This window comes from Pseudomonas sp. 91RF, from assembly GCF_003576265.1.
GTDB lineage: Bacteria > Pseudomonadota > Gammaproteobacteria > Pseudomonadales > Pseudomonadaceae > Aquipseudomonas > Aquipseudomonas kribbensis.
This window is the reverse complement of sequence record NZ_QWFC01000038.1, coordinates 89256-116153: the sequence shown is the minus strand read 5'-3', so window position 1 is coordinate 116153 and position 26898 is coordinate 89256. Positions and strand designations below refer to the sequence as shown.

19 protein-coding genes are annotated in these 26898 nt (G+C 61.3%); 9 read left to right on the top strand and 10 right to left on the bottom strand.

All coding sequences use genetic code 11. The features are described from left to right. The first annotated feature begins 32 nt into the window (after nucleotides 1–32). From DXT77_RS20290 to DXT77_RS20270, 5 genes are read left to right on the top strand one after another with little or no spacing between them, the layout of a single operon-like run. Entirely contained in the window at nucleotides 33–1745 is a 1713-nt protein-coding gene (locus tag DXT77_RS20290; protein WP_119428918.1) for a DUF2138 domain-containing protein, read from the top strand. Next, nucleotides 1715–2380 (top strand): DUF1175 domain-containing protein, encoded by a 666-nt coding sequence (locus DXT77_RS20285; protein ID WP_178083479.1) that lies wholly within the window; start codon nucleotides 1715–1717, stop codon nucleotides 2378–2380. Before DXT77_RS20290 ends, DXT77_RS20285 begins: the two co-directional genes overlap by 31 nt. Further along, on the top strand, nucleotides 2377–6942 hold the full coding sequence (locus DXT77_RS20280) for an alpha-2-macroglobulin (protein WP_119428916.1): 4566 nt from the start codon (nucleotides 2377–2379) through the stop codon (nucleotides 6940–6942). Before DXT77_RS20285 ends, DXT77_RS20280 begins: the two co-directional genes overlap by 4 nt. A gap of 1 nt (nucleotide 6943) precedes the next feature. Next, nucleotides 6944–8563 (top strand): DUF2300 domain-containing protein, encoded by a 1620-nt coding sequence (locus DXT77_RS20275; protein WP_119428915.1) that lies wholly within the window; start codon nucleotides 6944–6946, stop codon nucleotides 8561–8563. A 3-nt stretch (nucleotides 8564–8566) separates the two neighbouring features. Further along, complete coding sequence (locus DXT77_RS20270) at nucleotides 8567–9379, top strand: YfaP family protein (protein WP_119428914.1); 813 nt, start codon at nucleotides 8567–8569, stop codon at nucleotides 9377–9379. 894 nt (nucleotides 9380–10273) lie between these two features. On the opposite strand, the gene DXT77_RS20260 is transcribed toward DXT77_RS20270, so the two are convergent. The 9 genes from DXT77_RS20260 to DXT77_RS20220 all read right to left on the bottom strand — a co-directional run bounded on the left by DXT77_RS20260 (nucleotide 10274) and on the right by DXT77_RS20220 (nucleotide 19543). Next, nucleotides 10274–11011, bottom strand: coding sequence for a helix-turn-helix transcriptional regulator (locus tag DXT77_RS20260; RefSeq protein ID WP_119428912.1), 738 nt, complete (start codon nucleotides 11009–11011; stop codon nucleotides 10274–10276). Between the two features lie 214 nt (nucleotides 11012–11225). Beyond that, on the bottom strand, nucleotides 11226–11753 hold the full coding sequence (gene ppa, locus DXT77_RS20255; protein WP_007933577.1) for an inorganic diphosphatase: 528 nt from the start codon (nucleotides 11751–11753) through the stop codon (nucleotides 11226–11228). Nucleotides 11754–11865: 112 nt separating this feature from the next. Continuing rightward, entirely contained in the window at nucleotides 11866–12678 is an 813-nt protein-coding gene (locus DXT77_RS20250) for a zinc-dependent peptidase (RefSeq protein ID WP_119428911.1), read from the bottom strand. Nucleotides 12679–12682: 4 nt separating this feature from the next. Beyond that, nucleotides 12683–13339 (bottom strand): DedA family protein, encoded by a 657-nt coding sequence (locus DXT77_RS20245; RefSeq protein WP_085712304.1) that lies wholly within the window; start codon nucleotides 13337–13339, stop codon nucleotides 12683–12685. A gap of 238 nt (nucleotides 13340–13577) precedes the next feature. After that, nucleotides 13578–14039: an N-acetyltransferase gene (locus DXT77_RS20240; protein WP_085712303.1), complete on the bottom strand. Its 462-nt coding sequence runs from the start codon at nucleotides 14037–14039 to the stop codon at nucleotides 13578–13580. Nucleotides 14040–14154: 115 nt separating this feature from the next. Then, entirely contained in the window at nucleotides 14155–14988 is an 834-nt protein-coding gene (eutC, locus tag DXT77_RS20235; RefSeq protein ID WP_372238681.1) for an ethanolamine ammonia-lyase subunit EutC, read from the bottom strand. Beyond that, entirely contained in the window at nucleotides 14985–16379 is a 1395-nt protein-coding gene (locus DXT77_RS20230; RefSeq protein WP_119428910.1) for an ethanolamine ammonia-lyase subunit EutB, read from the bottom strand. Before DXT77_RS20230 ends, eutC begins: the two co-directional genes overlap by 4 nt. A gap of 71 nt (nucleotides 16380–16450) precedes the next feature. Then, the gene (eat, locus tag DXT77_RS20225) at nucleotides 16451–17821 is read right to left on the bottom strand and encodes an ethanolamine permease (protein WP_119428909.1); all 1371 of its coding nucleotides are present in this window, start codon (nucleotides 17819–17821) and stop codon (nucleotides 16451–16453) included. A gap of 201 nt (nucleotides 17822–18022) precedes the next feature. Next, nucleotides 18023–19543 carry an aldehyde dehydrogenase family protein gene (locus tag DXT77_RS20220; protein WP_119428908.1) on the bottom strand — a complete coding sequence of 507 codons (1521 nt, stop codon included), beginning with the start codon at nucleotides 19541–19543 and terminating at the stop codon, nucleotides 18023–18025. A 301-nt stretch (nucleotides 19544–19844) separates the two neighbouring features. Between DXT77_RS20220 and DXT77_RS20215 the strand changes: the two genes are divergently transcribed. The 4 genes from DXT77_RS20215 to DXT77_RS20200 all read left to right on the top strand — a co-directional run bounded on the left by DXT77_RS20215 (nucleotide 19845) and on the right by DXT77_RS20200 (nucleotide 24233). Further along, entirely contained in the window at nucleotides 19845–21761 is a 1917-nt protein-coding gene (locus tag DXT77_RS20215; RefSeq protein WP_119428907.1) for a sigma-54-dependent Fis family transcriptional regulator, read from the top strand. Nucleotides 21762–21962: 201 nt separating this feature from the next. Then, nucleotides 21963–23312, top strand: a complete 1350-nt coding sequence (gene mpl, locus DXT77_RS20210; RefSeq protein ID WP_119428906.1) for a UDP-N-acetylmuramate:L-alanyl-gamma-D-glutamyl-meso-diaminopimelate ligase — start codon at nucleotides 21963–21965, stop codon at nucleotides 23310–23312. Next, a complete protein-coding gene (gene ubiX / locus DXT77_RS20205) occupies nucleotides 23309–23956 on the top strand; it encodes a flavin prenyltransferase UbiX (RefSeq protein ID WP_085712297.1) in 648 nt (215 codons plus the stop codon). The genes mpl and ubiX overlap by 4 nt, the downstream gene beginning before the upstream one ends. Next, the gene (locus tag DXT77_RS20200; protein ID WP_119428905.1) at nucleotides 23949–24233 is read left to right on the top strand and encodes a YceK/YidQ family lipoprotein; all 285 of its coding nucleotides are present in this window, start codon (nucleotides 23949–23951) and stop codon (nucleotides 24231–24233) included. Before ubiX ends, DXT77_RS20200 begins: the two co-directional genes overlap by 8 nt. 25 nt (nucleotides 24234–24258) lie before the next feature. On the opposite strand, the gene DXT77_RS20195 is transcribed toward DXT77_RS20200, so the two are convergent. After that, on the bottom strand, nucleotides 24259–26823 hold the full coding sequence (locus tag DXT77_RS20195) for a hypothetical protein (RefSeq protein WP_147407016.1): 2565 nt from the start codon (nucleotides 26821–26823) through the stop codon (nucleotides 24259–24261). Between the last annotated feature and the right edge of the window lie 75 nt (nucleotides 26824–26898).

Sequence of the window (26898 nt, the reverse complement as noted above, 5' to 3'; positions counted from 1 at the left end):
AACTGCCGAGCTTTGGGAACATGAGCGAGAAGATGAGCGAAAACACTGAGACCCCGGCGACCGCCGCACCCACCGCCAAACCTTCCCGGCGCTGGCCGTTGCTGGTGGCCGGGCTGTGCCTGGTGGCCGGCGTGGCGGGCGGGCTCGGCTGGCTGATGCACAAGCCCAAGTTGCCGGCGGCGGCACTGGCCAGCGACAAGCTCGGCCTGAGCCGCCCGGACGCGCTGCTGGAAACCCGCTCCCTGAGCCAGTTGCCCAAGGACCTGCTGACGGTGCCGTTCCTCAAGGCCACGCTCACCGAGGATTTCGTCTTCTATTACGAAACCCATGCCGACCGTCTCGGGTTGATCGGCAGCCTGCGACGGATCATCTATGAGCATGACTTGAAGCTGCAGGACAGCCTGATCGAGCAACTCTTCGATCAACCGGCAGACGTGGCGCTGTGGCGCGGCGCCGATGGTCGCCTGAAGGATTTCCTGCTGGTGATGGATCGCGGCGGGCTGGCCAAGCTGCTGGAGCCGCTGGCGAAAGTAGCGCTGGATGACTCGCAACTGAGCGTCTTCAGCACCCTGAAAGTCGGCGGTGATGACGTGCCGCTGTATCAACTGACCTACAACGCCAGCAAATCCCTGTTGTTCGCTTCCCGTGGCGACAAGCTGGTAGTGCTGTCGAATCCGGCCAAGTTCTACGACCCGGAAAGTGGTGCTTCCGAAGAGTCCGGCCACGTCTCGCCGCAAGCATTGGCGGCGCTGCTCAACGGTGAAAAACTGTTCCCCGAAGCGTTCGGGTTACCGGCCAAGACGCCTGAAACCAGGCAGCGTCTGTCGGTCAATTCCAGCGTCCTGGCCATGGGTTACCAGCGCTTCATCCCGAATTTCGCCGGGCTGCGTTTCGACATGGACGACAAGGGCTGGCACAGCTTCCTGGCCATGGATGAACTGGACAACCAGCCGGACTTCGATTTCAAACCGGTCTGGCAAGCCATGCCGCTGGGCGCCAGCGCCTGCGTAACCTTGCCGGTGGCGGCCGAGCCGCAGAAACCGTTGCTGGTGAAACTCGGCGCCGAGGAAGCGGTGGCACAGAAACTCACCGAGCATGTGGCCGGCGCGGCGGGCCTGTGCTGGTACGCCGATTCGCGGCTGTACACGCCGTTGCTGGTGGCCAGTCTGAAGGACGAGGACAGCGGCAAGCTCGACGCTGATATCGGCACGCTGTTCGATTCGATGGTCGGCGCCTACGAAAGCAAGGTCGACGACCATGCGTTCCCGGTGGTCGAGAAACAGGAAGGCCAGAGCCATCTCTGGCAGCGTCAGGTCAGCTCCAACTTCGGCCCTTACGCGGCCAAGGATGCCGAGAACCCGGACGCGATCACCGGCCGTGCCTTCATGAAAGTCAGCCTCGCGCGCCACGGCTCGACACTGCTGTTTTCCCTCGACGACAAACTGGTCGACAAGGCCCTCGGCACCCTCGACAAGCGCTTCCCGCCGATGGCCGATGTGTTGCCCAAAGACGTGCTGATGCCGATCTACTTCGGCCCGGACTCGATGGCGCAGTTGATGCAGCAGGAAACCCTCGACAGCCTGCCCCAGGACATGGAGCCGGTGTTCTACAACGCCGCGCAAACCTACCTGATCCCAAAACTGCGCACCCTCGGTGGCATGGGCAAATACGCCCTGACCTTGCCGGAAGGCAGTGAGCCCGACGGCCACTGGCAATGGCTGCCGCTGGAGTGGAAAGCACTGTGACGGCACTGATCCGCAGCCTCGGCTTGCTCGCGCTGTTACTGAGCGCGGATGCCCGAGCAGTCGAAACGCCGGCGCTCGATCCTGCGCAATCCCAGGTCTTTCGCGCCTGGTTCGTGCGCATCGCTCAGGAGCAGTTGAGCAAAGGCCCGAGCCCGCGCTGGTATCAGCAGGACTGTGCCGGGCTGGTGCGGTTTGCCGCCAACGAAGCGCTGAAAGTCCATGACGACAAATGGCTGCGCAGCAACGGCGTGTCCAACCGCTACTTGCCGCCGGAGCTGGCGTTGAGCGACGAGCAGCGCAAGTTCGCCCAGCAATGGCAACAGGGCGGCGGCAAGATCGGGCCCTACGTCAATGCGATCAAACTGATTCAGTTCAACAGCCATCTGATCGGCCGCGACGTGTCCCAGGCACGGCCCGGCGATCTGATGTTTTTCGATCAGGGCGACGATCAGCACCTGATGATCTGGATGGGCCGCTACATCGCCTATCACACCGGCACGACCACCCCAACCGACAACGGCATGCGTTCGGCAAGCCTGCAGCAACTCATGACATGGAAGGACACCCGATGGATACCCGACGCAGCCAACCCCAACTTCATCGGCGTCTATCGACTGAACTTTCTCTCCCAATGACCGGTGCCCGCATGCTGCGTTTACTGCCTTTTCTGTTGCTGTTAGCCCTGCCGTTTTCGGCGGTGAATGCCGAAGACTCCGTCGAGCCGAGCGGCTATTCGCCGATCTCCGGTGAAAGTTTCTTCCTGCTGGCTGACAGCAGTTTTGCCAGCGACGAGCAGGCGGTGGTGCGCCTTGAAGCGCCGGGTCGTGACTACCGCCGTTTCCGCATGGAACCGTACGGCGGCGCCGACATCCGCGTGTACAAGATCGACAAGCCGCTGGACTTCCTCAAGCGCCAGAAGAACCTGCACCGCGTGGTCAGCGACGGCCAGTTCAAGGGTGAAGGCCTGTCGAACACCCTCGCGTACCTGTGGGACAACTGGTACCGCAAATCCCGTCGAGTGATGCAGCGTGCGTTCTCCTACGAATCGCGCCAGCAAGTCACCGAGGAAGTGCCGGAGCTGAAGATGGGAAATGCCATCGCTGCGCCGACGCCGTACGACGCCCAACCGCAGTTTGCTCTGATTCCGGGCCTGCCGGTGGTCAGCCAGTTCCGATATCCGCTGTGGCAGGCCAAGCCGATCCAGCCGCCAGAAGGCGTGAATCTGGCCGGGTCTTCCAGCGAGTTCGTCAGCGTCGCGCCGGGTAACGTCTACATCCCGTTGGGCAACTTGAAACCAGGCCTGTATCTGGTCGAAGCGCTGATCGGCAAGTACCGCGCGACCACCATGGTTTTCGTTTCCAACACTGTGGCGGTGAGCAAAATTGCCGGTGATGAATTGCTGGTGTGGGCCGCGCGCAAACACGAAGGCAGCTCGGTGCCGAAGGTCAATGTGCTGTGGACCGACGGCCTCGGCGTAATGAGCAGCGGCGCCACCGACACCGATGGTCTGCTGCGCCTGAAACACGTCAGCCCGGAGCGTTCGTTCGTCATCGGCGAGGACGAAGAGGGCGGCGTATTCGTTTCGGAAAACTTCTATTACGACAGCGAAATCTACGACACCAAACTCTACGCCTTCACCGACCGGCCGCTGTATCGCCCGGGCGATTGGGTGTCGCTGAAAATCGTTGGCCGCGAATTCAAGAACGCCCGCGACTCGGTGTTGCCGGGCGCGGCGGACGTCAGTGTCAGCGTGCTCGATGCGACCGGCACCGAGTTGCAGCGTCTTGACCTGAAACTCGATTCCAAGGCCGGCACCCAGGGCCGTTTCCAGTTGCCCGACAACGCGGTGGCCGGTGGTTACGAGTTGCGTTTCAACTACAAGGATCAGGCCTACAGCAGCGCGTTCCGGGTGGCGGAGTACATCAAGCCGCACTTCGAAATCTCGCTGAACCTGGCCAAGCAGGATTACCGCACCGGCGATCCGGTGAAGGGCAGCCTGGTGCTGCTGTACCCGGACGGCAAACCGGTGGCCAACGCCAAACTGACCCTGAGCCTGCGCGCCCAGCAACTGTCGATGGTCGACAACGAGCTGCAATACCTCGGGCAATTCCCGGTGGAGCTGACCAGCACCGAACTGACCACCGACAGCAAAGGCAACGCGACCCTCGACCTGCCGGCCGCCGACAAGCCGAGCCGCTACATGCTTACCGTGTTTGCCAGCGATGGCGCGGCGTATCGGGTCAAGACCACCAAGGAAATCCTCATCGACCGCGGTGCTGCCAGCTTCCGTCTGACTGCGCCGCAGCGTTTCAGCGCGGTCGGTGACAAGGTCGCGTTCAGCTACGCCAACGAAGGCGGCAGCGAACAGGCGCAGGCCGTGGTGCCGAGCGGCTACAGCTGGGTGCGTCTGGAAGACCAGACCACCGGCGAAGGCAAGCTGGCGGCGAAAGACAAAGGCTTCAGCGTGACGTTCGATCGTCCGGGGACCTACAACCTGTCGCTGAAGGATCAGTTCGGCCGAGTGCTTGGCGGCACCGGTCATTCCGTTACCGGCGATGGCGTCAAGGCCGTGCCGGGCACCGTGGAAATCGTCCTCGACAAGCCGGAGTACAAGGCCGGCGACGAAGCACTGGCGTTGATCACATTCCCCGAGCCAGTGAGCGATGCACTGCTGTCGCTGGAACGCGACAAGGTCGAAGCCACCGCGCTGCTGGCCAAGGGCGGCGACTGGCTGAAACTGGAAAAACTCAGCGACACCCAATACCGCGCACGCATCCCGGTGAAGGACAATTTCGCGCCGAACCTGACGTTCTCGGTGCTGTACACCAAGGGCGGTCAGTACAGCTTCCAGAACGCCGGGATCAAGGTCGTCGCGCCGCAGATCGACGTGGCGATCAAGACCGACAAAGAGACTTATCAACCGGGCGATACCGTGACGGTCGACCTGACCACGCAGTTCGCCGGTAAAGCGGTGCCCGCGCATCTGACGGTCAGCGTGGTCGACGAAATGGTCTACGCGCTGCAACCGGAAGTCGCGCCGACCATCGACCAGTTCTTCTACCACCCGCGCCGCAACAACGTGCGCACCAGCGCCAGTCTGTCGTTCATCAGCTACGACGTGGCATTGCCGGGCAGCCCCGGCGCACCGGGCAAGGCCAACCGCAGCGAGCGTGGGGTGAAAGTGCTGGAGCGGCCGCGCCGCGAAGACGTCGACACCGCCGCGTGGCAGCCGGAACTGCTGACCGACGCCGACGGCAAGACCCGCTTCACCTTCAAGATGCCGGACTCGCTGACCCGCTGGCGCATCACCGCACGGGCGATTGCCGATGACGGTCAGGTCGGGCAGAGGAAGCAGTTCGTGCGCTCGGAAAAACCTCTGTACTTGAAGTGGAGCGGGCCGAGCAAATTCCGCAAGGGCGATCAGCCGCAACTCGGCGTGTTCGCCTTCAGTCAGGCCGAGAAACCGGTCAAGGCTGAACTGGTGACGCACTACGCCGGCGCCGAACAGCGTCTGCCGGTGACCCTCAACAACGGCATCAACTACCTGCCGCTGCCGGCCTTCGCCTTGGCAACCGGCGAATGGACAGCCGAACTGGTGCAGGACGGCAAAACCGCCGACGCCCTCGCGGTGCGCCTGACCGCGACCGGCGAAGGCTGGCAAGTGACGCAGACCCAGAGCCTCGACGTGGCCAGCGGCGATACGCCGTTGAGCCTGCCGGCGGACGCCACTGACATTCGCCTGCGTCTGGATGACAGTCCGCAAGCGCTGTTCCGCTCGGCCCTCGACGACCTGCTCAGCTATCCGTACGGCGGCGTCGAGCAGACCGCCAGCCGCCTGCTGCCGCTGAGCATCGCCTATCCGTCGCTGGCGTCGAGCCCGCAGATCCGCGATCGCTTGCGCCTGATCATGCAGAACAGCCGTCTGCGTCTGGTGCAAATGGCCGGGCCGTCGGCGAGCTTCACCTGGTGGGGCTTCGACGGCGAGCCGGATGCGTTCCTCACCGCTTACGCCTATTACGCCGACTGGAACGCCAGTCAGGTACTGGAACTGACCTTGCCGCCGGAGCACTGGCAGCGGGTGCTGGAGGTCTACGCCAAGCAGGCGCCGAACACGCCATTGCTGCAACGGGCACTGATTCTGTCGTTCGCCAGACAGATGCACCTGCCGGTCAACACGCTGCTCAGCGGTTTGATGGACGATCTGGCCAAGGCCGGGGAAGGCAATGCCGCGAACCTGATGGACGACGGTGAAGACAGCCTGGTGATGAGCGATCCGGATTCGGCACTCGGTCTGGCGGCGGCGCGGGTCTTGACCGCATCGCTGGCCACGCAATCGAAAGTCGCTCTGCTGGATGCGTTCAATCGTCAGTTGGGCGCTGCGCAACAGCGTTTGGCCGTCAGCTCTCAACCGTTTGTCGAAGCGCTGAACCTGTCGCTGCAACCGTTCGATCAGGCCCGTGCGACAGCGTTGCTGCAACGCCTGTTGCCTCAGCAATCGACCCTCGAACGCGCGCTGGCGCTGACCTGGCTGCAACGCAGCATCGCCCAGGCATCGCCGACCATCGCGCTGGCACCGGGTGAAGGCTGGAAGAAAAACTACGGCGCAACCGGCGAGATGTACTGGACGTGGCAGGGTGCGGCGCCGGTGCCGAGCGTGTTGTCGGTGTCGGGCACTCAGGAGCGTCCGTTGCGTGCCGCGCTGAGCTTCCAGACCCAACAACCGGCGGTCAATCCGATGGCCGTGACCATCACGCGTCGCCTGTCGCGTCTGGTGCCGGGTGACGAAGCGTTCACCTTCAAACTGGAGCCGGTCGGTACCAAACCGCTGTCCAGCGACAGCCTGTACCTGGACGAAGTGATCCTTACCAGCACGGCGCCGAAACCGCTGCGCTACGGCATGCTCGAAGTGCCGCTGCCGCCGGGCGCGGATGTCGAGCGCACCACGTGGGGCATCAAGTTGCAGGGCAAGGATGGCACCGAGCCGACCGCGCTGGAAAAGGCACGGTTCGAACCGGGTCAACTGGCCTACGCGGTGCCGGTGGATGCGCTGAGCGGTGAATTGCGTCTGCGGCATCTGGTGCGCTTCTCGCAGAAAGGCCAGTTCAACCTGCCGCCGGTGCGCTTCACTCAGGTCTACGCACCGCAGCATCAGGCCCAGGAAGCGAAAGCCACCCTCGGTCAGGTCACGGTCAACTGACATGACCCGGCCGCTGCTGTGGCTGCTGATGTGTGTGATTCCTGCGCTGGCGACGGCGCAGGATGAACCGCTGCGCGTGGCCTACAAGGGCGAGTTGCTGTCGTTGAGCACCACGCAACTGACCGCCCGCGAGCCGTTGCCTTCGTCGCTGGATACACCACTTGGCAGTCTGTGGAAGGTGTTCGTCTACGTGTGGCTGGTGGATACCGGTGCGCAAGAGCCGGCGTATGAGTGCCGCGGGCAGTCAAAAGAAGAAGTCTACTGCTGCACCGCGGGCGGCAAGATCGAGCGTGATCAGGCGCTGGTGAAATCCTGCGGGCTGTATTTCGAGCCGGCCCGGTTGGGCATAACCACTGGCGATTGGAAATCCTATTGGCAGGCGCGACAGGCGCCGTCGTGGTTGCTGGACCTGCCATCGGTGCAGCCGGCTACCCGGGTGTCCGTGGCTGACTTGCTGAAGGTTTTATCCTGGTTGCCGGCTCAGGATCAGCTGCGCCGGGTGCTGCTCGACGTGGTGCTGAACGCAGCGGACGGCAATGTCGTCGGTGAACTCGGCGGACGCTTGCGGGTGAAAACCTGGAGCTGGCTCGGCGATCAGGATCCGCAATCACGTCAGGGCGGTTTCGCTGGCTGGACGGCGGACGGCTCGCCGATCTGGGCCGGTGGCCGTGGCACCAGTCAGATGGTTCTGCGGCATTACGGTGCGGCGTTGGCGACAGTGCTGCCTGCTTCCTGGCCGGCGGACGCGGGGCGATGTGTCGAGGTCGGTCTGTTTTCGCGTTATCCGCTTGCCCGGGTTCTGGCTGGTGATCGGGTGGCGGGTTCGGGTCCGTTGCAGGGTGATTACCGCGTCGAATTCGCCAACGGCAATGCGCTGGATATCCACAGCGACGGCGAACTGTTTCTGCTGAACGACAAGCTTGTGGCGCGGCTGGATCGGGAAGAGTACGTCGCTCGAGTTCTTGAGCGTGAAGCCAAACCGGAACCTGCCGAAGCGGCCAAAGCCCTCGCCGTGGCAATCCGCACGTATTTGCTGCAAAACGCCACGCGCAATGGCGAATGTCTGAGCATCGACGACAGCAGCACCCGCCAGCGTGTCGCCCCGCGTCCTGCTTCCGCCGAATCGCGCAGCATCGCGGCGTGGACGTCGGATCTGGTGTTGGCCGGGAGCACCGTCACCTATCACTCCGATCAACCCGGCCCCGACAAACTGGCCTGGCAGCAAGCCGTCGAACAAGCCAATGCCGGCCAGCGTTACGACGCGATTCTGCTGCACGCTTATCCGCGCGCCAGCCTCAGCCGTTGGGACAACCCGGTGGCGTCCTGCGAAGCACTGCCCGCTGCGCAGGACTGGCTGCAAAAACAACGGCGTGGCTGGCGTCCGAAGCTGGAAAGCGAAACCGGCTACAACGAAGTCAGCACATTCGCCGTCTGCAAACTCGCTTTCGGCCGGCCCTTCGTCGACCGCGAACGCCAGCGCATCTACGTGCGCGGTGTGCTGTCGTTGCAGGATCGCCTCGACCTGACTCACGAATACCTGCACCTGGCCTTTGAAGCACACCCCAACGGCCAGGATGAAAACTATATCGAAGGGCTCGCCCGTCACCTTTTGCTGGAATAGACCATGACACTCCGTTATCCACAGGTCTTGCTGTTGCTCTGCGCCCTCAATGCGTTGCCGATGGCGATGGCCGCCGACAGCGTCAAACTCGACACTCCGGTCGGCGGCTGGCGCAGCGGCGCGCCCGAGGGCGAAGGCGAAAATTTCCGCCAGACCGTCAACTACCCGGCCTCCTCGGTGAACACCCCGGTCGGCCAGGCCAACACCGCCCGTATCAGCGGTGAAATCAAGGCCACACCGAAAAGCAAAGAGCCCGGTCGGCTGATCGTCAACGGCGTCAGCATGCCGCTGAAAATCGACGACAGCGGCCGCTTCGACCGCCCGTTCTCCTTCCCCAAAGGCAGCAACAGCGTCGAAGTCCGCAGTCCCGACGGCCAGCAACGCCACCGCACCCAGTTCCTCAACGCCAACGGCAGCGCCACCCCGGCCAAACTGCGCGTGCTGCTGTCCTGGGACAGCGACGGCACCGACCTCGACCTGCACCTGATCACACCTGACGGCGCACACATCTGGTACGGCGACCGCGTCGCCCCCAACGGCGCGGCGCTGGACGTCGACGTGACCACCGGTTACGGCCCGGAAATCTTCGCCATGCCGGCGCCGATCAAGGGGCAATATCTGGTGTATGTGAACTACTTCGGAGGTGGCTATCGTGGGGATGATGAAGGTGGGGAAGAGGCGGTGCAGCCGCTGACCACCGCGCAGGTGACGGTGATTACCGAAGAAGGGACGCCGAGCGAGAAGATGGAAACGTTCGTTGTGCCGATGCGGGCGTTGGGGGAGTTGACGTTGGTGAAGTCGTTTAGTTATCCGTGAGTCAATCGGGGAAAACGCCGCACAGTGCATTGCCTTCATATCCGTGAACGATGGGTCCCAGCACCATGAATGGACCACAAGCGTATAGCGGAGATGGCACTTTTTGCTCGGTGTCGAGCAGAACGAGTTCGTTTCCGAACTCATCTTTGCCGAAGGATTGCTCGGAGTACGACGTGCACACCGGCAGTTTCAACGGCACTGGAACTACCAGCGCCCAGACAGTAACTCCGCACCATTCTCGGACAGGTGTCGATTTTGCTGTTCTGGTGATCTGTGGGGGAGTCGAGCGGTAGCTTTGTGCTCTGTAGGCGTCGGTTTTGAGTGTGGTTTTTTCAGGGAGGGAAACGCCTACTCCCACGCATGCTGTCAGGCTGAGGCAAATGGTCGAAATCACTCCGACGGATTTCAGGCATGAATTCAGGGCAGATGGGAGCAATCTAGAACGTCCTTGTAGTGCTTTAAGCTTCGTAATTGCCAAGAGCTTTTTTGCTGAACAATTGTGCAAGTAGCGCCTGCACAATTTGTGTGTTGATCAGCAATTGGCTGAACGGCTCTCGAAAACCACTTTCCGACAGGCATTAAAAAGCCGGCTTGTGGCCGGCTTCTCGGGGACTGGCTTGGTTTATTTTTGGTAAACCGCGCCAGCCTTCAAAACGTACACCCGGATCTTGCGTCCGGCTGTGGGACTTGGTCAGACAGTGGTCTGCCGCGTCAGGCGTCATCTGGGCCGCTGGGCGGGTCGATGCGCGAATGTGGGGCGCAGGATACTGAGTTTTGCTTCTGATTCCCAGCTTGAAGTGCGGTTTAGAGCGATCAAACTGGAGAAAATCCGGGATTTGTACCGACTTTCAGGGCCTCATCGCCAGCAGGCTGGCTTCCACAACCGAGGGTACATCAGAGAAACGGCAGCACTGGCCGCCGCTTGCCCAATGTCGACCACCAGAACACCCACCCCAGCACATGAATCCTCTGCTCCTCGATCTGCGCCGCCCGGAAGATTTCGTCCGGGTATTCGGCGCTGTTGTGGCTGCGCAGGCGCAGGGCGTTGCCGGGCATGCGGTGCAGGTATTTGATGCGCAGCATGCCGTCGTGTTCGATGGCGTAGATTTCGCCGTCCACCACCTGGGTGAGGCCGCGGTCGATGGCGAGGGTGGAGCCGTCTTCGATCTTCTCGGCCATGCTGTTGCCGATCATGTGCGTGCAGATGGCGTCGGTGTGGCGGATTTCCAGGGCTTCGAGGTGGCTGCGGGGCAGGCGGATGGTTTGCTCCGGGTCCTTGATGACATGGGTTTTGTCGGAGCCAGGGGCCGTCGGGGCTTCCTTGTAGAGCGGCAACTCTATGTCGTTGGTTTCGAGCACCGTATAGACGCCCTGAATCGCCTGGGCATCCAGCGTGTCGCCGGCGGTGTACAGGTGCGGTGCTTCTTTCGGGCCTTCGCCGGTCTTCAGCCACTGGCTGTTGACGGACAGCAGGCGCGCGACTTCTTCCATGCGGTACGCGGGTACGCCCCGGGTGTACCAGTTATGAACGTTTTGGGCTTCCGTGCCCCAGAACTTTGCGAATCCCGTGGTGGTGATGTTCGCAGCTTCCAGGAGTGCCTTGAATCTTGGACCGCTAGTGTTCTTTCTCATAAACACGAGTCTAAGGCCGGCCCAGAGCGGTTTGAATAAACCTTGCGTTCAAAATCGAGGCAAATTTTGCGACGGGATGTAAGACGTACTTGTGGGAAATTACACACAGTAAAACTTTTCTGTAGGCAGCCATAAACAGGGTGTTTAAGCCCTTGCCGCCCAGGCACAAAAAACCCCGGATCAACCGGGGTTTTCTTCAAGCGTGTCGCTAGGCTTAGCCTTTGTAGGCAGCAACCGACTTGGTGATCGCGGCGCGGGCAGCGTCAGCGCCGTCCCAGCCTTCGATTTTCACCCATTTGCCTTTTTCGAGATCTTTGTAGTTCGCGAAGAAGTGCTCGATCTGCTGGATCAGCAGGGCTGGCAGGTCGGTGTATTCCTTAACGTCCACGTACAGCTGGGACAGCTTGTCGTGTGGAACTGCGATGACTTTGGCATCGCCGCCGCCGTCGTCGGTCATGTTCAGGATGCCGACCGGACGCGCGCGGATCACCGAACCTGGAGCAACCGGGTAAGGGGTTACGACCAGCACGTCCAGGGGATCACCGTCGTCAGCCAGGGTGTTCGGGATGTAACCGTAGTTGGCCGGGTAGAACATCGGGGTGGCCATGAAACGGTCAACGAACAGGCAATCGCTGTCTTTGTCGATTTCGTATTTGATCGGCGCGTGGTTGGCCGGGATCTCGATCGCGACGTAGATGTCGTTCGGCAGGTCTTTGCCAGCCGGAATCTTGCTGTAGCTCATTGGGCGTTGCCCCCGTTAGTAGACCAAAACACTTGGCCGGATTGACCAAAAAGTGGCGGCGATTATAGGCATATTCCACCCGCGATGCCATGCACCGAAGGTCGTCCAGGCCTTACTCGTGTGCCTGATAGACCGGGTCGGTGGCCTGAAGTTGCTTCAGTCGGGCCAGCGGATCCTGTCGGTAGAAAAGCTGCAGCTGCGCATACACCTGTGGATAAGCCTCGTGCAGCAGATCCGGGGCGCTGAAAAAGTACTCGCTGGTGACGGCGAAGAACTCGGCCGGGTTCTCGGCGGCATACGGGTCGATGGCGGTTTCGGCGTCCGGATGGCGGTCGAGCTGGCGGTTGAGGTCGTCATAAGCTTTTTGCATGACCTCGGCCCAGTCGCTGACCCGCATGTCGGCGTGCAGCGGTGGCAGGCCGTTGGCGCTGCCGTTGAGCATGTCGAGTTTGTGTGCCAGCTCGTGGATCACCAGGTTGTAGCCTTCCCAGCCACCACTGGCCATCACCCCGGGCCAGGCGAGAATGACCGGCCCTTGTTGCCAGGCTTCGCCGCTGTGCTCGCCGTCCCACTCATGTTCGACGCCACTGGCATCGCGGTGGCGCTGGGGGCTGAGAAAGTCGTCGGGGTACAGAATGATTTCGTGGAAGCCCTGATACCAGTTCAGATCGCCAAGGTGCAGTAGTGGCAATTGCGCCTGGGCGGCGAGCAGCAGGCGTTGTTCCTGACGCAGTTCGACGCCGGGCAGGGCGGTCAGGTGCTTGTCTTCGAGGAACAGGACGCTGGCTTCGCGCAGCCACTGATCTTCCGTGGCGCTGATGCCGTCGAGGAAGCTCAAGTGGTGACGCACCCGCTGCCACATGTCATCGGCAATCGGGTGCTTCGCCAGAGTGCGCCGGCGTCGCCAGGCGCTCAGTGACCACATCGGATCAGCGCGATTCGGCTTTGGAACCGGCGCCACCGAGGCGGCTGCGCAGCATGCCGATGATCATCGGCACCAGCGACAGCAAGATGATGCCCACTACCAGCAGCGACAGGTTCTTCTTGATGAACGGTACGTTGCCGAAGAAGTAGCCCAGGGTCACCAGGCCGCCGACCCACAGGATGGTGCCGAATACGCTGAAACCGAAGAAACGCGGGTAAGGCATCTTGGCGACACCGGCGACGAACGGCGCAAAGGTGCGGATGATCGGCAGGAAGCGCGCCAAAGTCACGGTCTTGCCGCCGTGCTTGTCGTAGAAGTCATGGGTCTGTTGCAGATAATCCCGGCGGAAAATCTTCGAGTTCGGATTGCTGAACAGTTTTTCCCCTGCCGTTCGTCCGATCACGTAGTTGGTGCTGTCACCGAGAATCGCCGCCAACATCAGCAGGCCCGCCAGCAGCACCGGGTCCATACCGCCGCCTGCGGCCACTGCACCGGCGATGAACAGCAGCGAATCACCCGGCAGGAACGGTGTGACCACCAGGCCGGTTTCACAAAAGATGACCAGAAACAGGATGGCGTAGATCCAGGTCCCATAGTTGTTCACCAGCATGTCGAGGTAGACGTCGAGATGCAGAATGATGTCGATCGGGTTGAAATCCATGTGGGCACCTGTGGTGATGGCCCGACTCGGCAGGCCTGTGCGGATGATTCGGTGTAAGCCTACAAGCGGGTGTAGTTTTTCTTACAAGCCGGAAAGCACAGGATTATACGATCTGATAGGTGAAAAGCGCGTTGGTTTTGTAGCGGGGCATTTCGAGGGGGGAGCGAGGTGCAGGCCTTTGTGGTGAGGGAGTTTGTACCTTCGCCACAAAGGCCTGCGTCCGCATTGTTAGAAAAAATCAGAGTTCGTCGCTGATCGGCAAGATGTAGTTCTTGAACTCGGTGTCTTCCTTGAATCCGATGGATTCGTAGGTTTTCTGTGCGACTTCGTTGTCGCTGCTGGTAGACACGCGCATGCGCACGGCCTGGGTTTCCTTGGCCATGCGCTTGGCGGTGCGGATCAGGTTGTCGGCGACCAGCTGGCGGCGGGCATCTTCGGCGACATAGATGTCGTTGAGGATCCACACACGCTTGAGCGACAACGAGGAGAAGCTCGGATAGAGCTGGCAGAAGCCCATGAGCTTCTTGTCGTCATCATCGGCCAGGGCCAGATAAATGACCGATTCCTTGCGCCGCAGACGCTTTTCGAGGAAGGCCCGGGACGAGTCCGGATAAGGCAGTGCGCCGTAGAACTCACGATATTTGACGAACAGCGGAGCCAACAGGTCCAGGTGTTCGAGGGTCGCTTGAATAATCCGCATGATAGGTCTCGTCTTCAAGTGGCTGTCTTCAACTGCTCTGACGGCGATGGGAAACCCGGGCGGCCGTGCGTCGATCCTGCCTGAAACCGGCGCAGTAAGGCAATGCGGAAACGGTTCAGGCCGGGGGCGGATCGAGTAGGAAATTACTCTTCATATCTGCACCGGCTTCCGATTCCAGCGTCTGAACCTGCGCCTCGTCCTTCAGATTGACCCCCGACAGCTGCCGCCGACAGGCTTCGCGCATCAGATACAGCAGGCGATGGGCCGCCATGCCGTAGCTCAAGCCTTCAAGCCGCACATTGGAGATGCAATTGCGGTAGGCATCGGTGAGGCCGACCTTAGGATTGTAGGTGAAATATAAACCGAGGCTGTCCGGCGAACTGAGTCCGGGGCGCTCTCCGATCAGCATCACGACCATTTTTGCACCCAGCAACTGGCCGATTTCATCGCCAACCGCCACCCGACCTTGCTCAACCAGCACTACCGGTGCGATTGACCATTCGTCGGCGGTCATCTGTTCTTCCAGTCGGGAGATGAACGGCAAGGTGTGGCGATGCACCGCCAGCGCCGAGAGGCCATCAGCTACGACCATGACCAGATCCACGCCGCCCGGATGTGCCAGCGCGTATTCGCGCAGGGTTTGCGCCGATTGATCGCTCAACTTGCGCCCCAGATCCGGGCGTTGCAGGTAACTGTTGCGATCCGTCGCCGCGCTGTGCAGCAGCAGGCTGTCGAGTTGGCGCTCGGCCAGTTGGGCACTGAGCCCGGCGTGATCGAAGGGCAGATGCACGGCATCCCGGGCCTGTGCGTGGGCGAACTGGAAATCCAGCTGTGCGCGGGTCGGCAGGCTGGTGCCGGTACGGCCGAGGGCGATCCGCGCCGGGGTCAGGCGACGCAGCTCAAGCCAGGGGTTCTGTGGATCGACGGGCGGTTTTTCCATCTGACTCATCCCAGTTGCGCCAACGCCTGGCGAAACGCCGGCGGCAGATTGTTGCCGAAGCGGACCTTGCCGTCCGCCTGGGTGAAGATGCCCATGTTCGCCAGCCACTGCTCGAACTCCGGCGCCGGTTTCAGGCCCAGGGTCTGGCGCGCATAGAGCGCGTCGTGGAACGAAGTGGTCTGGTAGTTGAGCATGATGTCGTCGGAGCCGGGGATGCCCATGATGAAGTTGATCCCCGACACGCCCAGCAGGGTCAGCAGGGTGTCCATGTCGTCCTGGTCAGCTTCGGCGTGGTTGGTGTAGCAGATGTCGCAGCCCATCGGCACGCCCAGCAACTTGCCGCAGAAGTGGTCTTCGAGGCCGGCACGGATGATCTGTTTGCCGTTGTAGAGGTATTCCGGGCCGATGAATCCTACGACGGTGTTCACCAGAAACGGTTTGAAATGTCGTGCCACGGCGTAGGCCCGCGTCTCGCAGGTCTGTTGATCGACGCCGTGGTGGGCGTTGGCCGACAACGCGCTGCCCTGACCGGTTTCGAAATACATCAGGTTCTGCCCGAGCGTGCCGCGATTGAGGCTCAGGCCCGCTTCATAACCTTCCTGCAACACGTTCAGGTTGATACCGAAACTGGCATTGGCCGCTTCGGTGCCGGCAATCGACTGGAATACCAGATCCAGCGGCACGCCACGGTTGATCGCTTCTATAGAAGTGGTGACGTGGGTCAGCACACAGGCCTGGGTCGGAATGTCGTAACGCTGGATGATTGCGTCGAGCATTTCCAGCATCGCGCAGATCGAGGCGATACTGTCGGTGGCCGGGTTGATGCCGATCATGGCGTCGCCGTTGCCGTACAGCAGACCGTCGAGAATGCTCGCGGCGATGCCGGACGGTTCGTCGGTTGGGTGATTGGGTTGCAGCCTTGTGGATAACCGTCCGCGCAGGCCTAGGGTGCCGCGGAATTTCGTCACGACGCGGATCTTCTGCGCCACCAGCACCAGATCCTGCACGCGCATGATCTTCGACACGGCGGCGACCATTTCCGGTGTCAGGCCGGGGGCGAGGGCGCGGAGGCTGGACTCGTCGGCCGCTTCGCTCAGCAACCAGTCGCGAAAACCGCCAACGGTGAGATGGCTGACGACCGCAAAGGCCTGTTTGTCATGGCTGTCGATGATCAGCCGGGTGACTTCATCGGCTTCGTAGGGAATCAGCGCTTCTTGCAGGAAATGCGTGAGCGGGATGTCGGCCAGCGCCATTTGCGCGGCGACCCGCTCGCCATCGTTGAGCGCGGCGACGCCGGCCAGAAAGTCCCCGGAACGCGCCGGGCTGGCCTTGGCCATCACGTCCTTGAGGCTGTCGAAGCGGTAGGTCTGGGCGCCGACGGTATGAGCAAATGCGGCCATGGGGCGCGGTCCTCCTGAATGAATGCTTTTAGTGCAGGCACCGAGCCTGAGGCCCGGTGCCGGTGCAACTTCTAGATACCTTCGAGCATAGCGTCTGCCGGTGCTTCGGAGCGTTGCTTGGCGGTCAGCTGGAAATACAGGTAACCGGCAGCCATGAACCCGAGGAACACGCCGCCGATCAGGGTGTTGAACCAGGCCATTGCCACCAGGCACACCACCGCCAGAAACAGCGCGATCCCCGGCACGATCGGATAGCCCGGCGCGCGGAAGGTGCGCTCAAGGTTCGGCTCGGTTTTACGCAGTTTGAACAGGCTGAGCATGCTGATGATGTACATCACGATGGCGCCGAACACCGACATGGTGATCATCGCGGCGGTCAGGCTCATGCCTTGCAGATTGACCAGTCCGTCGCTGTAGATCGCGGCGATGCCGATCACGCCGCCGGCCAGGATCGCCCGGTGCGGGGTCTGGAAACGCGAGAGTTTGGCCAGGCTTTTCGGCAGATAACCGGCCCGGGCCAGGGCGAAGAACTGCCGCGAGTAGCCGAGGATGATCCCGTGGAAACTCGCCACCAGCCCGAACAGGCCGATCCACACCAGCATGTGCATCCACGTCGAGTTGTTGCCGACCACCGCTTTCATTGCCTGGGGCAGCGGGTCGTTGATGTTCGCCAGTTGTCGCCAGTCGCCGACACCGCCGGCCATCACCATCACACCGATGGCCAGGAACACCAGAGTCAGGATGCCGCTGACATAAGCCTTGGGAATCGTGCGTTTCGGGTCCTTGGCTTCCTCGGCCGCCATGGCCGCGCCCTCGATGGCGAGGAAAAACCAGATCGCGAAAGGAATGGCGGCGAAGATCCCGGGAATCGAGCCGAGGCTGAATTCGCTGGAGCCCGACCAGCCATTGAGCACGAAGTTGCTGAAACTGAAGCCCGGCGCAACAACGCCCATGAACACCAGCAGTTCGGCAACCGCCAGCACGGTAACCACCAGTTCGAAGGTCGCGGCGATGCTGACGCCGAGGATGTTCAGGGTCATGAACACGAAATACGCGCCGACCGCCGCGACTTTCGGATCAAGCTCCGGATATTGCACATTGAGATAGGCGCCGATGGCCATGGCAATGGCCGGCGGGGCGAACACGAACTCGATCAGGGTGGCGATCCCGGCGATCAATCCGCCTTTTTCACCGAATGCCCGGCGACTGTAGGCAAACGGCCCGCCCGCATGGGGAATCGCGGTGGTCAGTTCGGTGAAACTGAAGATGAAGCAGGTGTACATGGTCGCGACCATCAGGGCCGTGACCAGGAAACCCAGAGTCCCTGCGGTGCCCCAGCCGTAACTCCAGCCGAAGTATTCGCCGGAAATCACCAGGCCGACGGCAATGCCCCAGAGATGCAGGGTGCCGAGTGTGGGTTTGAGCTGTGTGGTGGAAGTCATAAGTCCTCTCTGTCTTTTTTATTGTTCGATCTGTTGGACTTTCGGGTGCAGCGGTTGAGTGGGTGGGTGCTGTTCACGCAGCGGCAGTGTTCACGCAAATCCTGAATGACAGGTACGCAAGGCCCGTGCCAGAGCGGCCAGGCCAGGGTTTGTCATCGGGATGAAAGGGGCGACGCCGATATTTCGGCGCCGCCCGGTTTTTTAGAAGAAGCCCAGCGGGTTGATGTCGTAGCTCACCAGCAGGTTTTTGGTCTGCTGGTAGTGATCGAGCATCATCTTGTGGGTTTCACGGCCGACGCCGGACTTCTTGTACCCGCCGAACGCGGCGTGCGCCGGGTACAGGTGGTAGCAGTTGGTCCATACACGACCGGCCTTGATGGCGCGGCCCATGCGATAGGCGCGGTTGATGTCGCGGGTCCAGAGGCCGGCGCCGAGGCCGAACTCGGTGTCGTTGGCAATCGCCAGGGCTTCGGCTTCGTCCTTGAAGGTGGTGATGCTCACCACCGGGCCGAAGATTTCTTCCTGGAACACACGCATCTTGTTGGTGCCCTTGAGCAGGGTCGGCTGGATATAATAACCGGAGGCCAGGTTGCCTTCGAGTTTTTCCACCTTGCCGCCGGTCAGCAGTTCGGCGCCTTCGTCCTTGGCGATTTCCAGGTACGACAGGATCTTGTCGAATTGCTGCTCGGACGCCTGGGCGCCGACCATGGTGTCGGTGTCCAGCGGGTCGCCACGTTTGATCTGGCTGACTTTCTTCATCACCGCTTCCATGAACTGCGGATAGATCGACTCCTGAACCAGCGCGCGGGAAGGGCAGGTGCAGACTTCGCCCTGGTTGAAGAACGCCAGCACCAGGCCTTCGGCAGCCTTTTCAATGAAGCTTGGCTCGGCCTGCATGATGTCTTCGAAGAAGATGTTCGGCGACTTGCCGCCCAGCTCAACGGTGGACGGGATGATGTTCTCGGCGGCGCATTTCATGATGTGCGAGCCGACCGGGGTCGAGCCGGTGAAGGCGATCTTGGCGATGCGCTTGCTGGTGGCCAGGGCTTCGCCGGCCTCTTTGCCGAACCCTTGCACCACGTTGAGTACGCCCGGTGGCAGCAGGTCGCCGATCAGTTCCAGCAGCACGCTGATGCCCAGCGGGGTTTGTTCGGCAGGTTTGAGCACCACGCAGTTGCCGGCGGCCAGGGCCGGGGCGAGTTTCCACGCGGCCATCAGGATCGGGAAGTTCCACGGGATGATCTGGCCGACCACGCCCAGCGGTTCATGGATGTGATAAGCGACGGTGTTGCCATCGATTTCGGCAGCGCTGCCTTCCTGGGCGCGCAGGCACCCGGCGAAATAGCGGAAGTGGTCGGCGGCCAGCGGGATGTCGGCGTTGAGGGTTTCACGGATGGCTTTGCCGTTGTCCCAGGTTTCGGTGATCGCCAGGGTTTCGAGGTTCTGTTCGATGCGGTCGGCGATTTTCAGCAGGATCAGCGAGCGGGCCTGGGCGGAGGTCGAGCCCCAGGCATCGGCTGCGGCGTGGGCGGCGTCCAGGGCCCTTTCGATGTCTTCGGCAGTGGAACGCGGGAATTCGGCAATCGGCTGGCCATTCACTGGCGAGGTGTTGGTGAAGTACTGACCTTTGACAGGCGCGACGAACTCGCCGCCGATGTAGTTACCGTACTTGCTCTTGAACGAGACCTTGGCGCCCTCAGTACCGGGGTGAGCGTAACGCATGATGATGTTCTCCTTGGCTTTGTACTTATTAGAGAAACGCGCATGTGCGCTTGCCATAAGCGTAGAGCAAAGGTCGGGCCACTGACGTGCAGGTCAGGCAAATCAAGGCCTTGCGTGATTTCTGTCGGACAAGTGGCAAGCGTCTGTGACGGTATCGGTACAGCTCGGGTGACAGTTTGTACCGCTTCTGGCACAACCCGTGACCGGGCGGTCTTGCCAGCATTGCAAAGACCGGTTGGCTGGAGGATGCTGGGCACCACTTCACGCATGGGCCGATGAGCCTCGGGGAGAATAATAAGAAATGCACGACAACCATTTGAGTCGCCATGCCCGACAGGTTCTCACCGTCACCCAGGGCAAGCCGCACCTGCATGGCCCCGGTGCCGACCCGTCGATCGCCCGCTCGTGGCTGCGTTGTCTTGAGGATTATCACCTCGACCCGGCCCTGACCATGGCGCCGACCGTGCTCGAACACGGTCGCGTCCTCGAAAGCCGCGAACGCCTGCAACAGGTGTTGCAGATCGCCGGCAATGAAATGAGCAGCCTGCATCAACAACTCTCCGGCGCCGGTCACGCGGTACTGCTGACCGACGCACGCGGGGTGATCCTCAACTGCGTAACCGCCCCTTCCGAGCGCAAGATCTTCGAACGCGCCGGCCTGTGGCTGGGCTCCGACTGGAGCGAAGCCTGCGAAGGCACCAACGGCATCGGCACCTGTCTGGTGGAACGCCAGGCCCTGACCATCCATCAGGACGAACACTTTCGGGGTCGCCACACCGGCCTGACCTGCTCGGCGAGTCCGGTGTTCGACCCTCACGGCGAGCTTCTGGCGGTGCTCGACGTATCTTCGGCGCGGCCGGACGTTTCGCGGCAGAGTCAGTTCCACACCATGGCGCTGGTCAATCTGTCGGCGAAGATGATCGAGAGCTGCTATTTCCTGCGCTGTTTCGATAATCAATGGTTGCTGCGTTTCCATCTCCAGGCCGAATCCGTCGGGCTGTTCAGCGAAGGGTTGCTGGCGTTTGACGGGGAAGGGCGGATCAGTGCGGTCAATCAGAGCGCATTGAACCTGCTCGGGCACATTCGTGGCGGACTGCTCGGCAAACCGGTGGAGGCGTTTTTCGATTGCTCGCTGGATGAGTTGCTCGGGCGCGCCAGTGCCCATGCCAGCGCAAGCTGGCCATTGCGTACCCGTGACGGACGCCATCTGTTTGCAGTGTTGCGCGGAGAAGCGCGCAAGCCGTCTCCCGTCCTGCCCAAGCCTCAGGCTCCCGAACCGCCGCGCCTTGCTGGTATTTGTCTGGGCGACGCCGGGCTGCAAGCGGATTTCCGCAAGGCCCTGCGGGTGTTCGAGCGTGACGTGCCGCTGCTGATCAACGGCGAAACAGGCTCCGGCAAGGAAGCATTCGCCAAGGCTGTGCACAACGCCAGTCAACGCGCCGGCAAAGCCTTCGTCGCGCTCAACTGTGCGGCAATTCCCGAAAGCCTGATCGAGAGCGAACTGTTCGGCTATCGCGGCGGCAGCTTCACCGGCGCGCGCAAGGACGGCATGCGTGGCAAGTTGCAACAGGCCGACGGCGGTACGTTGTTCCTCGATGAAATCGGCGACATGCCGCTGGCCTTGCAGACCCGTCTGCTGCGAGTACTGGAAGACCGGCAAGTGGTGCCGATCGGCGGCGAGCCGGAAGGGGTCAACGTGCGGATCATCAGTGCCACGCACCGCAATCTGCTGGAGCGAGTGGCAGACGGCAGTTTCCGTGAGGATCTGTACTACCGGCTCAACGGGCTGGAAGTGGCGCTGCCACCATTGCGCGAGCGCAGTGACAAATCCCAATTGCTGGATTTCCTCCTGGCCGAAGAGGCGGGCGGGGAAGCGATCCTGATCGAAGAGCCGGCGCGCCGGGCGCTGCTCGGGTTCAACTGGCCGGGCAATGTGCGGCAGATGCGCAATGTGCTGCGCACGCTGGCGGCGCTGTGCGATGAGGGGCGGATCGGGCTGGATGATCTGCCTGCGATGTTCCGGCAGGTACAACCGATGTTGGTCAGAGTCGATGAGGCATCGTTCGGGCAGCCGCTGGAGGATGCCGAACGGCTGGCGCTGCTCAATGCGCTGGAACACACGCGCTGGCACATGACCCACGCGGCCGAGCAGCTTGGCGTCAGTCGCAACACCCTTTATAGGAAACTGCGCAAGCACGGGATCGCCCGAACTGCCTGAATCCCCCTCTGGATCGTTCCCACGTCGAGGCGTCGAACCGTCCGCGTGGGAATGCCTCCCTGCGCGTCTGCTCCGGGACGCAGAGCGTCCTTTGCTGCGTTCCCACGCAGAGCGTGGGAACGATCATGTCGGGTGATCAGCTAAAGAGTGCGATTTCCCCCTCCCTGCGCTAACCTGCGGCCATGTTTTACGAGGTCGACTATGCACATTCATATTCTGGGTATCTGCGGGACTTTCATGGGCTCGATGGCGGTTCTGGCCAAAGAGCTGGGCCATCACGTGACCGGCTCCGATGCCAACGTCTATCCGCCGATGAGCACCCAGCTCGAAGCCCAGGGCATTCAGTTGACCCAGGGTTACGACCCGGCGCAGCTTGATCCGGCACCGGATCTGGTGGTGATCGGCAACGCCATGTCTCGCGGCAATCCGGCAGTCGAGTATGTGCTGAACAAAGGCCTGCCGTACGTCTCCGGCCCACAGTGGCTGGCCGACCATGTGCTGCAAGGTCGCTGGGTGCTGGCGGTTGCCGGCACGCACGGCAAGACCACCACCAGCAGCATGCTCGCCTGGGTGCTGGAACATGCCGGCATGAGCCCGGGCTTCCTGATCGGCGGTGTGCCGCAAAACTTCTCGGTGTCGGCGCGTCTGGGCGGCACGCCGTTCTTCGTGATCGAGGCTGACGAGTACGACAGTGCGTTCTTCGACAAGCGTTCGAAGTTCGTCCACTACCGTCCGCGCACCGCGATCCTCAACAACCTTGAGTTCGATCATGCGGACATCTTCCCTGATCTGCCGGCCATCGAGCGGCAATTCCACCACTTGGTGCGGACCATTCCGAGCGAAGGTCTGGTGATCCATCCGACCACCGAACCGGCCTTGCAGCGCGTGATCGAGATGGGCTGCTGGACCCCGGTGCAAACTACCGGTGCCGGCGGTCAGTGGCAGGTCAAATTGCTGAAGGATGATGGCTCGGCGTTCGAAGTGATGTTCGACGGCGTCTCCCAGGGCGTGGTCGAGTGGGAATTGACCGGCCAGCACAACGTCGCCAACGCCTTGGCCACTTTGGCCGCCGCACGTCACGTCGGTGTCGTGCCGTCCATGGGCATTGCCGGGTTGAGCGCATTCAAGAGCGTCAAACGCCGGATGGAAAAAGTCGCGGAAGTGCGCGGCATCACCATCTACGACGACTTCGCCCACCACCCGACCGCGATTGCCACCACCCTCGACGGCCTGCGCAAACGCATTGGCGATGCGCCGTTGATCGCGATCATTGAGCCACGCTCCAACTCGATGAAGCTCGGCGCACACCGTGACGGTCTGCCGGACAGCGTGGTCGATGCCGATCAGGTGATCTGGTACGCCCCGGCCAACCTCGGCTGGGATCTGGCGGGCACCGCCGCGTTGTGCACCGTGCCGTCGATTGTCAGCGATTCGCTGGAAGGCATCATCGAACGCGTGAAGAGTCAGGCCCAGCCCGGTACCCATGTGGTGATCATGAGCAACGGCGGCTTCGGCGGCCTGCACGGCAAACTCGCCGAGGCGCTGAAATGAACACTCGCTTTCAGGACGGCGGCCCGGAACGCATCACACTGGCGATGACCGGCGCGTCCGGCGCCCAGTACGGCTTGCGCCTGCTGGATTGCCTGGTGCGCGAGGATCGCGAGGTACACTTCCTGATCTCCAAGGCCGCGCAACTGGTGATGGCCACCGAGACCGATGTGTCGTTGCCGGCCAAGCCGCAATTGATGCAGGCGTTCCTCACCGAATACACCGGCGCCGCCGCCGGGCAGATCCGCGTGTATGGCAAGGAAGACTGGATGTCGCCAGTGGCCTCGGGCTCCGGGGCGCCGGCGGCGATGGTAGTGGTGCCATGTTCGACCGGCACCTTGTCGGCCATCGCCACAGGCGCCTGCAACAACCTGATCGAGCGAGCGGCAGATGTAACGTTGAAGGAGCGTCGCCAGTTGATTCTGGTGCCGCGCGAGGCGCCTTATTCGAGCATTCATCTGGAGCACATGCTCAAGTTGTCGAACATGGGCGTGACCATCCTGCCTGCTTCGCCGGGCTTCTATCACCAGCCGCAGACCATCGATGACCTGATCGATTTCGTGGTGGCGCGGATTCTCAACTTGCTGGGCATTCCCCAGGACATGCTGCCGCGCTGGGGTGAGCATCATCTGAGCAGCGATGAATAAGCTGCTGGCAATCCTGCTGATAGTGCAACTGACCGGCTGCGCCACCGCGCGCACGCTGGATGCCGCCAAACCCGGCGCGCCGGTGGTGTATTCCGGCACCCGGCTGGATCTGTATGCGATGAATGGCGGGTGTTGCGCGATGGACCGATTCGGCGCCGAGGCGCCGAGTTACCCCGGTGTGGATCTGCCGGCCAGCGCATTGCTCGATACGCTGTTGTTGCCTTTGTCACTGCTCACAGTGATCGGCGTCGGCTTTCAGGCTACCGGAGGGATGTGAAAAGCTCCGGCTCGACCATGCTGGATCAAGCCGAGGGCGTCTCCGGTAAAGTGATGGTTTCGATGGGAAAGGTGATGTCGGTGGAAAAGATGTCTTTTCCTGGTGGTAATTCCATGACACGTTTTCCGGCTGTCGCTACGTCATCGATCAAGGCTTCATACTCGTCGCGGTTCAGGACTCCAGCCTGCGTACGGGATTCGATGGCCACGTCGTGGGTCTGATTCGTATCAGTAACTCTTCCACGTGCCTGCGTATATAGGTCGTCCACGGTGGCTGCACGCGTCATGGTCGAGTTGACCAGCCAGATGCGTCTCGATGTGAAACCGGTCGGTTGCATCGAAACGTGGCCCTCCATCTTCATGCTCGGGAACAATGTTTTGTCATCCACAGGTTTCGGGTTGACCCGAGTCGCGTTGTAGATACGGTTATCCGGCCCCGGAACGACCTCGACATCACGTGTATCGATCAGGTAGCAAAACATGATGCGTCTGGAGTGTGTCAATGGATCCTTTGTTTGTGTGCTGGAGGAAGGAAGCACTGTATTGGCCGGATGGGCGAAACCCATCGCGGTCTTGAGGCTGAACATCGCACTCACGGCGATCGCACTCGTGGAGCCCTCGGCTGACAAGGGCTGTGGAAGCAAGGCGCCCGCTCGGGCTAAGTCAAAGGGCGTCCGTTCATCCACTTTGAATACCGCGGGAATGTCGTCTCTGTACAGATAGTTGTGTTTGTTGGGTTTGAAGCCAGAGCGCCGCAACAACTGCCGAAAGAACGGTGGGGTCAGAGTCGCCTGCAGAAGACTTTTGCCACCGCCCTGATTTCTCAGTCTGATCATCTCGTCTCGGATTTCCGTCAGATACGGCCCGAACTGTTCGAAACGGGTCACTACCAGCGTTCGAGCCTGATGAGACTTGACCCAGGTTGGCATTTCATCACCGATCATCTTGTTGAACTGGCCGGATGGCGATATTTCCTTGACCAGGCGTCCCAGTTGCTCGATGGACAGGTTGTAGGGTTGGAACCGGGCCATGACCTGCTCTTGTGATTTGAGCGGTGAATCAGGATTGGTCCACAGCCGCAAATAGTCGATCCACTGTTCCCTGAGTGAGGTGTATTCCCGCAGTTTGACCCAGCTCGGCTGAACCCCGTTGATTGCAACTTCCCGACGGAAGCGCACGATGTCTTCGCCCTCGATCCTGTACAGATTCCAGATATCGATGTCCCGCCAGTAGGGTCGAAGTACGCGGTTATTGGCCGAGTACCTGACGGGACTGACGATAGTCAGAGCGACGCCATCGTGAAACGCGACTTGGATACGCGGACCGTGAGTGTCATTCAGACCGGGTTTGCGCTGCATTTCGACATAGCCATGATAGTTCGTCTGGGCGTGGTCCCAGGTGTAGTAGCTCTGATGGCCGTAGGGTGGGATATCGTCTGTTACTGTGGATACGTCAGTTGTGTGCGGGGGCGGCGAATGCGTCAGGGAGGTGGGGGTATCGCTCTGTGGGGTGATGGCGTGGTCACGTGCAGGCTCGGAGCCTGTGGTGTTTTGCAGATCCTGAGGGTGATTGGACCTTTCGCGCTCCAGCCCCCAGTTTTGCCAGCGGCGCAGTTCCTCATCCAGATAGCGTTTCTGCTGTCGTTGTTCCCGGATTCTGGCCCACAGAGGTCTCTTGCCAATACGGTCGGCTTCGGTGCGAAAAAGGATGATGTCCGCGCCGTGCAAGCCGTAGAGATCCCAGAGGTGGTGATCTGTCCACCCTGGCAACAGATCTGCCGGCTGGTCAATGCGCGAGGTAGAAGGCTCAACAACGACGAATGCTCCATTGTCGTCCTTGAATGCGTAGTGCAACTCGGGGCCAGCGTCACTGCCCAGCCCCCTTTTTCGATGCATGACGGTATAACCGTGGTAATTGGAGACGGCTTCATTCCATACATAGTGACGGGTATCGACGTAAGCGGTCATCGGGGCGGGTTGCGATGAGGACTGGTTCACAGGGGCGGGCAGGCGAGTCTGCACGGCGCTATCGTCTGTATGTGTTATCTGTCGATCAATCAACGGTTGTGTTGGGTTGCGAGTGTTTTGCTGCTCGGCGATCCGCCAGGTATTGCTGTCGGTATCGAAACGCAGTGCAGGGCCGGAGGGATGCACCTCCTGTGGAAGCCGAACCCGATAGGTCTCGATTCTTTCGTCCCACGCGACCATGACAGTTGTGGTCGTGGTGTATTGCACTTCGGCATAAATGCGCCCTCTGTGAACTCGCAACCCTTCAGCGCCGATGGGGGGCAAAACGCTTCGTGCCTGGGGCGGAACCTCATAAAGGCGAATGGATTCGGCGGAGTGAGATACGAGGGACGAGTCACCTGCGATTGCTCCATCAGAGGTTACCAGGTCGCGAATCTGAATCACGGATGGTCTGTCGCTTGCGGGCGGTAGATTCGTCAATTGCCCGCCGGGCAGGTCGGCAGCCGGTCCTGTGGATCGAGTCAGCCCTGGAAGCTCATGACGAAGAGTCGGCGCAGAAAGGGATGTATCGGGGGTGGGATGGGATGTGCCAGGGTTTTTCGGAGTTGTTTTTCGGGGTGCCATCAAAAGCTCCTTTCATTGAATACCGGACGTATGAAGCGCTGTCATCCCGTGGGATTGGCAGCGGATGCCGGTGTG